Consider the following 11,964-nt stretch of genomic DNA (forward strand, 5'->3'; position numbering starts at 1 on the left):
TAAGAGCGAGGTACTTTACCCAATGTGCAGCGGAAGCTCCTAATCTAAAAAGTAAAGTCACCTACAAACAACCACCGAATACTATCCGAGGAGAGAGGAGAAATGCTTGAATCTTACCGCCGTAACGCTGCCGAACGGGCCGCTTTGGGAATTCCACCGCTGCCGCTAGACGCCCAGCAAACGTCGGAACTGTGTGAACTGCTGAAAAATCCGCCGGCTGGAGAAGAAGAAACGTTAATAGAATTATTGCGCGATCGCGTCCCGCCCGGAGTAGACAGCGCCGCCTACGTCAAAGCTGGTTTTTTAACTGGCATTGCTAAAGGCGAAATCCACAGCCCCCTAATTGCTCCCAAATGGGCAGTTTACCTGCTGGGGACAATGATGGGCGGTTACAACGTCCAATCTTTAATCGATTTGCTCAACCCCACTGCCGAAATCGCCATTCCCGCCACCGCCGCCCGGGCACTGAGCAAAACGTTGTTAGTATTCGACGCTTTCCACGACGTTATAGCTTTGTCTGATACCAATCCCTACGCCAAGCAGGTAGTCGATTCTTGGGCGGATGCCGAGTGGTTTACAGGTCGTCCTGTGTTGCCAGAAGCGATTACCGTTACAGTCTTCAAAGTTCCTGGAGAAACCAATACTGACGACTTATCGCCTGCACCTCATGCTACCACGCGGCCGGACATTCCCCTACACGCTTTGGCGATGCTCGAAAGTAAGATGCCAGGAGCTTTGCAAACCCTTGCCGACTTGAAGCAAAAAGGTCATCCCGTAGCCTATGTTGGTGATGTTGTCGGTACCGGTTCGTCACGGAAATCGGCGATTAATTCCGTACTATGGCACATTGGCAATGATATTCCGTTTGTGCCGAACAAACGCAGTGGCGGTTATATTTTAGGAAGTGCGATCGCCCCGATTTTCTTCAATACGGCTGAAGATTCCGGCGCATTGCCGATCGAATGTGATGTCTCCAAAATGGAAACAGGAATGGTAATTACCATTCACCCCTACAAAGGCGAAATCATTAACGAAGCCGGAGAAATCATCTCCACCTTCACCCTCAAACCCGACACAATTCTAGACGAAGTTCGTGCCGGTGGTCGAATCCCGCTATTAATTGGACGAACTTTAACCGACAAAACCCGCGCAGCTTTAGGACTAGAACCTAGCACTATTTTTACCCGTCCAACAATCCCAGTAGATACGGGTAAAGGCTTCACTTTAGCACAAAAGATGGTAGGCAAAGCTTGCGGTTTGTCCGGCGTTCGTCCCGGTACATCTTGCGAACCAGTCATGACAACAGTCGGCTCGCAAGATACTACCGGGCCTATGACTCGGGACGAATTAAAAGAACTTGCTTGTTTGGGATTTAGCGCCGATTTGGTAATTCAAAGTTTTTGCCACACGGCCGCTTATCCCAAACCAGTTGATGTCAAAACTCACCATGAATTACCCGATTTCATGTCACAGCGGGGCGGCATAGCTTTGCGGCCTGGAGACGGCATTATTCACTCCTGGCTGAATCGAATGTTATTGCCGGATACAGTGGGAACTGGCGGAGATTCTCACACTCGTTTTCCTTTGGGAATTTCTTTTCCTGCTGGATCGGGATTGGTGGCATTTGCTGCTGCCTTGGGCGTCATGCCTTTGGATATGCCGGAATCGGTTTTAGTGCGGTTTAAAGGTGAATTGCAGCCCGGAGTAACCCTGCGGGATGTTGTGAATGCCATTCCCTATGTAGCAATTCAAAAAGGTTTGCTAACCGTCGAGAAACAGAACAAGAAAAACATCTTTTCTGGGCGGATTATGGAGATTGAAGGTTTGCCAGATTTGAAGGTCGAGCAGGCTTTTGAATTGACCGATGCTTCTGCCGAGCGTTCTTGCGCTGGATGCACGATTAAATTGAGCGTAGAGACTGTTTCCGAGTACATTCGTTCTAATGTCGCGCTGCTGAAAAACATGGTGGCGCGGGGCTATCAAGATGCGCGGACGATGATGCGCCGCGTAGCGAAGATGGAGGAATGGCTGGCAAATCCGGTACTGCTGGAGGCTGATGCTGATGCGGAATACGTTGAAATCATCGAAATAGATTTGAACGACATTACAGAACCGATTGTGGCTGCTCCGAATGACCCGGATAATGTTAAGTTGTTGAGTGAGGTTGCGGGCGATCGCGTTGACGAGGTATTTGTCGGTTCTTGCATGACAAATATCGGTCACTACCGCGCCACTGCGAAGGTGTTGGAAGGTGCAGGGGAAGTGAAAACTCGCCTGTGGATTTGTCCGCCAACTCGGATGGACGAACAGCAACTCAAAGATGAAGGTTATTACAGCATTTTTGGAGCTGCTGGAGCGCGTACAGAAATGCCCGGTTGCAGTCTGTGTATGGGCAATCAAGCGCGGGTTAAAGATGCGACAACTGTGTTTTCAACTTCTACTCGTAACTTTAACAACCGCATGGGCAAAGATGCACAAGTTTATCTCGGTTCGGCGGAATTGGCAGCCGTTTGTTCGCTGTTAGGTCGCATTCCTACAGTCCAAGAATACAATGACATTGTGTCGAAGAGAATCGATCCTTTTGCTGGTGATTTGTATCGGTATTTGAATTTCGATCAAATTGCTGGTTTTGAGGATGAAGGCAGGGTGATTGCTTTGGAAGATATGCCTCGAATTGAGGATATTTTGGGGATTCCCGATGGTGTGTTGAGCAAGTAAAAAGTGGGGCGGGCAATGGCCCGCCCTTTGTTTATAATATGAGTAAATAAGAGAAAGGAAAAAACTAATTATGTCAGAAGAAGTTTTAAGCAGCGAAAGCCAAGGGACAGTAAAATCCGCGCCCGAAACTCCTATGGTTGAAGACAAAGAAAGCAATCGCCCCTTAAGCCAGCCCATCGCAGAATTTCTGCGCGTAATTCAGCAGACTCCCAGAGAATATTGGCCTAATTTACTTCAGATGATGCGCTTATTTATGGAAACGGTGACAGTAAAGCCACTCTTGTCCGATCCGGCCCAGATATCTGAGCAAATAGACATTACTAAACTGTCGTTGGAGGAACGGATACAAAGAAATCAAGGTGCAATTGAATTATTGCGCTCATGGCGAGAAGATGATGACGAACAAGAGCAAAAAGAAACTGCGGAATATCTAGAACAAGTGATAAATGAAGATCGAATGTCTAATCGACCCTTGTTTCAATGAGCAGAATAATTATTTTGGATTCTGGCCCATTAGGGATGGTAACAAACCCTCAAGCCAAACCTCCTTATTTGGAATGCCAACTTTGGCTAGACTCCTTACTACAAAATGGCGAAATGGTACTCCTGCCTGAAATTGCTGACTATGAGGTGCGGCGAGAATTGATTCGAGCGGGAAAAGAGAGAGGTATCAGAAAACTTGACCTATTCAAGAAAGTCCTTACATACCGTCCTTTGACTACAGAGGTAATGCTTTTAGCCGCTCAGTTGTGGGCTGATTCGAGAAGGAGAGGAAGACCAACCGCAGAAGCCAATGCACTTGACGGCGATGTGATTTTGGCTGCTCAATCAATATTGGAGGCAACTGAAGGCAATGATGTGGTAATTGCTACAACAAATGTGGGGCATTTGTCGCAATTTATTGATGCTCGCGAGTGGCGATTAATTCAGTAATCTTTAAATCGATCGCACTTGCCCTATCCCTGCTATACTTTGAACTATAGATATTGTTACAGACACCGTTAGCGAGATAAACAGCATGGTGGAAATAGTGGACACAATAGAAAAAATTGACGATCGCACACAAACCCGCTACTGGGGCCAAGTTACAGTCATAGACGCGGGCGATCGTTATAAGATCAATCGCATTGAAGTCAAGCCGGGGCACCACATCAGCACCCAAATGCACTATCACCGCAGCGAGCACTGGGTTGTTGTCTCCGGTACCGCTAAAGTTATCTGCGACGACAAAGAGACAATTCTCATGCAGAAACAGTCAACCTATGTTCCGATGAATACTGCTCACCGCGTAGAAAATCCAGGCGTTATTCCTCTGGTGATGATTGAAATCCAAAATGGTGAATACCTCGGCGATGATGACATTATCCGCTTCGCCCAAGATGCTCACGAGGCAGATTGATCCTAGATCCAAATATGAAGCAATCGCAGACGCCAGGGAAAAGAAAAGCTTCGCACACCGAACAATGACCGGAAGCATCCAGGATACCAGCCCCCGAATTTATCCGTGGGGTCAATGCTTCAATTCTTTAATCTAAAATCTAAAATCGATTGACCTACGCAGCGATCGGGAACAAGATAAATCCTACAATTAAAACTGTAGGGGCAATTTCAGAATTGCCCCTACCTTATTATATTAAGCTTGTTAAGCACCAGAATTTGATATAGCAAGTGGCGATCGTCCTACGGCAAAGAAGCGTTTTTCAAATCTACATTTGCCATATTGGCATTCTTTAAATTAGCACCTGTCAAGTCCGAACCGTTCAAATTTGCACCGTTCAAATTTGCATTGGTCAAATTTGCATCCCGCAAGTTGACTCCCTGTACGTCTATTCCCGACAAACTGCCACCTCTGAGGCTGACATTCGCTAAATTCGCTACAGACTGGCGAGCATTTCTCAGGTTTGCACCCGCCAAATTGGCGCTTTCTAAATTAGCACCGATTAAATTAGCGCTGGTGAGATTCGTATTTTTCAAACTAGCAATCACTAAACCCGCCAAACTCAAATTAGCGCGGCTCAAATCAGCACCCTCCAAATTAGCGCCGTGCATTTTAGCCCCAATTAAACTCGCACCTTGCAATTTAGCTTGTTTTAGATTTGCTTCATTCAGTTTGGCTTCGTCCAAATTTGCACCGTTCAAATTTGCACCTCTGAGATTCGCACCGCTCAAATCTGCCCCGCTCAGATTCATACCAGCAAGTTTCGCTCCTGTCAAGTCGCATTGGTTACATTTTTTAGTTTCTAATAATTGCTTGACGTGGGATACGTTTTCTGCCTTTACTCCCGAGGCTAAGCCCATCGCAATTACCAGCCCTGTTGTTGTTAAAATCCCAAGTTTCATATACCCACCCTCAGCAATATCTCTCTTTTAATAATATCCCACATTATTAAATAGGTTAGGGTGATCAGTCTCTTTGATAAACTGTGACAATCATCACCCTATTGTGTACAAAATATGCAATAATTACTGACGTTTCAACTGCGGGAAATTCTTGTAAAGAATTATTGCTTTTTCAGGAACCAAAAAGGAAAAGATTGCGTCGGTTCGAGACGGACGCCGGTGATGCTGTTCTGAGCAAAAGTATAATCCTTATCCTGCCAAAGAGGGATAAAAGGTACATCTTGACCCAGTATGTCTTGAATTTCGGCAAACAGGGCTTTGCGGGTTTCAGGATTTGCTTCTTTTCGTTGCTTGTCGATTAGTTGATTTACCCGATCGCTATAATAAAACGAACCCTGACCTTGACTTTGACCCTTGGAGCAGCCCTCAGCCTCGGAACCTGTCGCACAATCTAAAAACGGATGGATGTAATTGTCAGCGTCAAAAAAGTCGGCGGACCAATCCACTAAAACCGCAGGATAAATTCCCTTCTCTATGTTTTGAAACAAAGTCGGAGATTCCACGCTGTTAATTTCTACCTTCATTATCCCGTCCATTTTGAGTTTAGCTTGCGCCTCCATCATGCTCACCACTAAAGCTCGTTTTGTGGAAGATGAAGCATACCAAATTGGCAGAACGAAAGGATTGGTGGCCGAGTATCCGGCTTTCGTTAAAAGTTCCTTAGCTTTTGTCGTGTTGGCATCGCCGTAGAGTTCTTTAAAAACAGGTTTTTGAACGTCGAAGTTTGTGGGAATCAGACTGTAAAGCGGTTGTGCTTGTCCCCGCAGTACGCGCTCGTTAATCACCGGGCGATCCATCACTGCTGCGATAGCCTGTCTGACTTCTAACTTGTCCAGCGGTTTAGACTTAGTATTCAGCGTTATGTAATTAACCGTACTGCTTTCCCCGGCGATTTCCTGCCATTTCCCTTTTTTTGCTCCCTCATCCAAGCTTTGAACTTGGTCTGCATCCAGAGACAAATAAGCTACATCAACGGCACCCGTCTGAAAAGTATTGAACAAATTTGAGGAACTAGAAAGCAACAAAATGTCAATTCCTTGATTGACCGGCTTTTCCCCCCAATACTTTTCAAACACGTCAAACTTGACAGAATCGCTGCCGTACTTCGCCAGCTTGTAACGTCCAGTTCCCACAAACGTATCGGGTTTAAATTTACCCTGTCCAATCTCGTATGCTTTTGGAGAAACAGCACACATACCGGAAAATGTTAACAGGGAAGGAAAAGCAGAAAAAGGCTTTTTGAGTTGAAAAGTTAATTCGTATTCACCCGTGGCTTTTATCGATTCTACTGCATCGCTCAACAACATAGCCGGACTGCCACCATTTTTGATAAACCGCTGCAAGGAAAATTCCATTGCTGCGGCGTTAAACGGTGTGTCATCGTGAAAAATAACGCCTTGACGCAAGGGGATTGTATATGTCAATCCGTCTTGGCTAACTTTTGGCATTGCTGTCGCTAAGTGGGGGATTAACTCTGTAGTTCCTGACTTGTAAGTGTAGAGAGTGTCGCCCAAATTGCGTAGCAATTGTCCTGATAAGGTTTCGTAACCATCCGCAGGGTCGATAGTCCGCAATTTCAAGGTTGTGCCAATAGTAATGCGGTTATTAGCATTTTCGCCGCTCGCATTCACCGATCGGCGCGATCCCTGTCCACAACTTGCAGTTAACAAGCAGCACAGAAAGAACAGAGCTATCGCTTTAATGACTGAAGGTTTTATATGTATTCTAGGCTGCTGCTTGTTAATTCCCATCATTTTTTTTGAAACTCCAAATTATTGATTATATTATCAGGACTTACGCGCTTTTCAACTAGAAACCGGATTTATTGATAGATTCTCCTGTAATACAAATATCGCTGCCTAACCAGAGCAACTTAAAAGCTTGGTGATGTTCGATATGCTTGAGATCCTTCGGCTCAATCTCGATCGCTGGCGGGGTCATGAGTGTTATTGCAAACAAGTGCGACGATCGTCTTAATTAATTTATCCGGTTCGATCGGCTTTGCCAGATGTCGGTGAAATCCAGCTTGCAAAGCTTGCTTTTGATTAAACTCCCCCGCATAGGCAGTCAGGGCGATCGCGGCAATCTGCCCGCCCCGTTCTGGCGGCAGAGCTCGCACTTGCCGCAACAGCATATAGCCATCCATCCCCGGCATTCCAATGTCGCTCAACAGGACATCTGGCTGGAAATTAGTCAACGCTGTGAGGACTTCTTGAGGGACAGCAACAGTCATAACCTCTGCACCTGCATCTTCTAGCAAAAAGGAAATCAACTCTCGCATATCCGGCTCATCATCTACCACAACTATCCGCATCCCGGATAACGGTTCCTCCGCAGTTGATCGTTCCGAAAGTATTGCCAGAGAGTTTTCTTCTCTTACCTTTCCTGATAGGGGCAGTCTTACGGTAAAGGTAGCTCCTAACCCTTCACCCTGGCTCTGTGCCCCAACGGTGCCACCGTGCAGTTCCACTAGATGCCGCACGATCGCCAGCCCCAATCCCAAGCCACCAAACTTGCGGGTTGTAGCGCCATCTTTTTGCCGGAAGTAGTCAAACACGTAGGGTAAAAACTCCGGTGCGATGCCAATCCCTGTATCCGCCACCGTAATTTGAGCGTGATTGCCAACACGAGTCAAATTCACCTCAACGCGCCCTCCGGCTGAGGTGAATTTGACCGCATTGGAAACAAGATTCCACACAACTTGCTGCAAACGGCCCGAATCCCCCAAAATTTGTCCGATCTGAGGATCTAACACAGTCCGAATATCAATGGATTTGGCAACAGCAGCCAAATTGACAGTTTCGATCGCCGATTCCACAGTTAAAGCTAAATCGACAGGACGAATATTAAGACTGAGCTTGCCTTGGAGAATTTTCGAGACATCAAGCAAATCTTCAATCAATTCAGCTTGCAGCTTGGCATTGCGTTCGATCGTCGCTAACGCCTGTGCAGTTTTGGCCGCATCCAGCTTGCCAGTTTGCAGCAGCTTTGTCCACCCCAGGATGGGATTGAGGGGCGATCGCAATTCATGGGACAGTACCGCTAAAAACTCATCCTTGATCCGATTTGCCTGTCTTAGCTGTTCCGCTTGCTGCTGGAGTGAATCGTTCAGGTTTGCCCGTTCCAGAGCGATCGCGATCTGGTCACAGGTAGATCCCAGCAGCTCGATTTCTGCAGGCGTAAAGTGTGTCCGAGTCAGACTGGCAAATGAGAGCGTTCCTAATAACTGCCCTTGAGCAATTAACGGTTGACCCGCGTAAGCCGTCATGCCCAGTTGAGAGACGGCTTTACCATTCGGATGAGTGGAGAGTTCGGCTTGATTCAAGACAAGTTGCTGCTGCGTTTGGGCAACAAATCCACAGAGATATTGCCCTAATTCGATCCATGCGATCGCCTGCGCCCTTTCTTCAGAGATGCCATCATAGTTTCTCAAATGCAGCATCCGGCGGTTGTCTTTTTCTTCCACCATGAAGTTGTAGTAAGAGTGCAGATCGAGTTGCACTGAAAGTTTGCGGAATAGCGTGTCCATCAAAGCCAGAGGCTGTTCTGTCTGCATCAGATCGCGGGTAGTTTCATACAGCAATTGCAGTCGCTCACTTGCTTGCCGTTGTGCGGTCTTGTCCTGCATGATTTTGACAAATCCCTGCGGACAATCCGCTTCGTCAAGCAGGGGCATCATCAATCCACTGGCCCAAAAGCGATTCCCATCTTTGCGGACGTGCCAGCGTTCGTCTTCTGCTCGTCCTTGCAGTAGAGCTGTTTGCCTCTCGTACTCGGGTTGTCCTTGTTCGTTATCTTCGGGCGTGAAGATCGTCCGACTCGGGCAACCAATAGCTTCTGTCTCGGTATAGCCCAACAGCCTTTCTGCCCCTGAGTTCCAACTGGCAATGATGCCGTTAAGGTCGAGGGTGAAGATGGCATAATCTTTGGCGCTTTCAAAGATCAGACGGAGGCGGGATTCACTCTGGCGCAGGGCTTCCTCAGCTTGCTTGTGGTCTTCAATATCAACACAAGAGCCGATGTAGCCCAAGAACTCACCTTCCAATCCGTAGCGAGGAACAGCTTCATCCATAACCCAACGGTATATGCCATCAAAGCGTTTCAAGCGATATTCCATCTTGAACGGTTGACGGGCATCAAAGGCAGTCACATAGGTGTCTAAACACCGATCGAGGTCGTCGGGGTGGACTCCTTCTGCCCAACCATTGTCCTTTTCTTGTTCGATCGTCCGTCCGGTAAAGTTTAGCCACGGGAGGTTGAAGTAATTACAGAGTTTATCGGTGCCAGCCATCCAAATCAGCACAGGGGCGGCATCTGCCATCAGCCGGAACCGTGCCTCACTCTCCCGTAGTGTGGCTTCGGCTTGTTTGCGATCGGTGATATCGTTTACCAGTGCTACAAACCCTTCAACTTTTCCCTGGCTATTGAAGCGGGGAACATAGGTCGCATTGACATAACGGGTTACACCATCTTTGTAGGGAATTTGGGTTTCAAAGGTCACTTCCTCTCCTGCCAAGACTTGCTCAACATAAGGACGAACCGCTTCATACCCCGTTTCGCCTAAAACCTCTGGGAGATGCTTGCCGTAAATTTGCGTTGCCTGATGTCCAAACCATTCTTCATATGCTCGATTGTAGAAGCGGTAACGTTGGTCTGAGTCTACAAAGGAAATCAAGGCAGGCACGGCATTGGTGACTAAACGAAGTTCTGCTTCTCGTTGTTGCAATACCTCCTCGGCCAGTTTTTGATCGGTGACATTTCGGAAATAAATGGTAATCCCGTTCGCCGCAGGGTAAGTGCGAACGTCATACCACCGATCGTGATCGGGATAAAACGCCGTGACTGAGAAAGCCAAGCGCTCGTTTGCCACACGCCGATGAACCCGCTCAAACTCGCTGCCATCGAGTCCTGGGAATTCTTCCCACAAATTCTTCCCAATCAGAGCGCCCGGAGTGCGGTCTAGCAGAATTTCCGCTGACCGATTCACGTAAGTAAAACGCCAATTCTCATCCAGGGAAAAGAATCCATCATCAATGCTTTCGAGAATGTTCCGACTCTGTTCTTCGCTTTGACGCAACGCTTCTTCGGCTTGTTTGCGCTCGCTGATGTCGATTAATACGCCCCGCGTCGAAATTATAATGCCATCAGCGTTGTAGGCGCAATCGCCCTTTGCCAAAATCCAACGAACGGTGCCATCTGCCCACAGCGTCCGATACTCAATTTCAGTATGCGGTTGATTCGCTTTTAGCTCATCGATCACCGTGTGAACGAATGGGCGATCGTCGTGATGCACCGCTTCTAAAAACACCTGCACGGACATTGCCCGATCCACGGGTAAACCAAACATCGCTTTGGCTATGTCCGTAAAACTCAGCGTGTCAGTTTCCATATCCCAATACCACAAACCCAAATTGCCGCCTTCGGAAGCCAGTCGGAACTGTTCTTCGCTCTCGCGCAACGCCTGGAACGATCGATCGTGCTCGAAGGCGATGCTGGCAACTTGGGTGCCGAACTCGGCGAGTTTATGTTCCCAATCCGTCGGCATCCGCGCCTCGCTAAAGCACAGCATCAGCGACCCCAGAGGTAGATTGTCGTGCCTGAACACGGGCTGAGAATGACACGCGAGAATGCCATGAGCCACGCATAAATTTCGCCATGCTTGCGACCAGCGATCGTCGTTGGCAATGTCGGCGCAGGTCACGGGCTGGCCGCTATACACTGCTTCGCCACAGGTTCCAATGCACAAATCGTTAATCGGAGCGTCTTGGAGTCCTTCACCAAAAGACGCTGGAAAGTCTGGAGTAATGGATCTGTTAAACGTCAGCCCCTGAGCATCTGCTAGCAGGAAGCCCGCGCGGGTACCCGGATTCAGCCTGGATACTGAGTCACACACGGCTGCCAGACAGCCGTCTAGTGGTTGTCCGAACGCGATCGACTCCAGCAGTCGTTTCTGCTCGATTAGCAGGAGTTCGGCCTGTTTGCGATCGGTAATGTCAGCAAGCAAAACGGTAAGTCCACGGGGCGAAGGGTAAATTCGGTAGTCATACCAACCGTTCCCAGGTGAGTAGAGATAATCAAACTGGAGCGGCCTTTGTTCGTGCATTGCCCGATGAAACTGCACATAAGCATTGGTATCAACTGCAGCGGGAAATAGCTCCCAAATGTTCTGACCCAGAAGCGCTGACCGCGACATTCCAACCATTTCACAGTAGCGATCGTTGGCATAGGTGTAGCGCCAATCGCCATCGAGGATATAAAACCCATCGTTGATGCTAGAAAGTACCGTTTCTAGTTGTTCTTTTGCCTCAGTCGCTGCATCTTGTGCTGCTTCGCCGCGCACCTGTTGTTCTACTTCCATTGCCTGTAAATTTTGCAAGGCTGCTTTCGCATTTTTTATAGCAGTGCGCCACGATTTATTGAGTGAAGCGATCAATCCTGCCGCGAGCACAAACATACCGATCCGAAGAATTGTCTCTACATTAACTATCTGTAAGGAATAGAACGGCTCAATAAAAAAATAGTTAATTGCCAGCGCGGATAAAATTGTTGCCAGTAACCCGGCCCCGAAATTGCCATACCAGGTACTCACTATCACCGCGATGAAAAACAGGGGTGTCGTGGTTGGGTAGATCCACGGTAAAAGCGATCGGGTTAGCGCCAGTGCTAGAGCCACGGAGAGGGTCGCCACACCATAGGGAAGTAGTCTAACTCTGAAAATGCTGTTGATTCCCTCTAAACTCACCCTTTGTACTCCTTATCCGAAAAATATCTTGCTCGCAGCGCCCGACTGCATTCGCGAAGCGTTGCATCTGGCAAATTACCTAACTCATCCAGAAATATCTAACT

Annotated in this window: 7 protein-coding genes; 4 read left to right on the top strand and 3 right to left on the bottom strand. The window is 47.9% G+C overall.

The genetic code is table 11. The annotated features are described in order from the left end of the window. Positions 1-102: 102 nt before the first annotated feature. From acnB to QUA45_RS01635, 4 genes are all read left to right on the top strand, one after another. Complete coding sequence (acnB, locus tag QUA45_RS01620; protein WP_333219078.1) at positions 103-2,718, top strand: bifunctional aconitate hydratase 2/2-methylisocitrate dehydratase; 2,616 nt, start codon at positions 103-105, stop codon at positions 2,716-2,718. Positions 2,719-2,788: 70 nt separating this feature from the next. Then, positions 2,789-3,202 carry a hypothetical protein gene (locus QUA45_RS01625; RefSeq protein WP_333097830.1) on the top strand — a complete coding sequence of 138 codons (414 nt, stop codon included), beginning with the start codon at positions 2,789-2,791 and terminating at the stop codon, positions 3,200-3,202. A 35-nt stretch (positions 3,203-3,237) separates the two neighbouring features. Further along, positions 3,238-3,651 (top strand): nucleic acid-binding protein, encoded by a 414-nt coding sequence (locus QUA45_RS01630; RefSeq protein ID WP_333219080.1) that lies wholly within the window; start codon positions 3,238-3,240, stop codon positions 3,649-3,651. An 85-nt stretch (positions 3,652-3,736) separates the two neighbouring features. Beyond that, positions 3,737-4,117 (top strand): cupin domain-containing protein, encoded by a 381-nt coding sequence (locus QUA45_RS01635; RefSeq protein ID WP_445304945.1) that lies wholly within the window; start codon positions 3,737-3,739, stop codon positions 4,115-4,117. 281 nt (positions 4,118-4,398) lie between these two features. Here the strand turns inward: QUA45_RS01635 and QUA45_RS01640 are convergent, their stop codons facing one another. From QUA45_RS01640 to QUA45_RS01650, 3 genes are all read right to left on the bottom strand, one after another. Next, positions 4,399-5,058 (bottom strand): pentapeptide repeat-containing protein, encoded by a 660-nt coding sequence (locus tag QUA45_RS01640; RefSeq protein WP_333219082.1) that lies wholly within the window; start codon positions 5,056-5,058, stop codon positions 4,399-4,401. 161 nt (positions 5,059-5,219) lie between these two features. Then, positions 5,220-6,869, bottom strand: a complete 1,650-nt coding sequence (locus QUA45_RS01645; RefSeq protein WP_333219100.1) for an ABC transporter substrate-binding protein — start codon at positions 6,867-6,869, stop codon at positions 5,220-5,222. Positions 6,870-7,033: 164 nt separating this feature from the next. After that, entirely contained in the window at positions 7,034-11,860 is a 4,827-nt protein-coding gene (locus QUA45_RS01650) for a PAS domain S-box protein (protein WP_333219084.1), read from the bottom strand. Positions 11,861-11,964 lie beyond the last annotated feature (104 nt).

It is taken from the genome of Microcoleus sp. Pol12A5 (assembly GCF_036701435.1).
In the GTDB taxonomy this organism is placed as follows: Bacteria; Cyanobacteriota; Cyanobacteriia; order Cyanobacteriales; family Microcoleaceae; genus Microcoleus.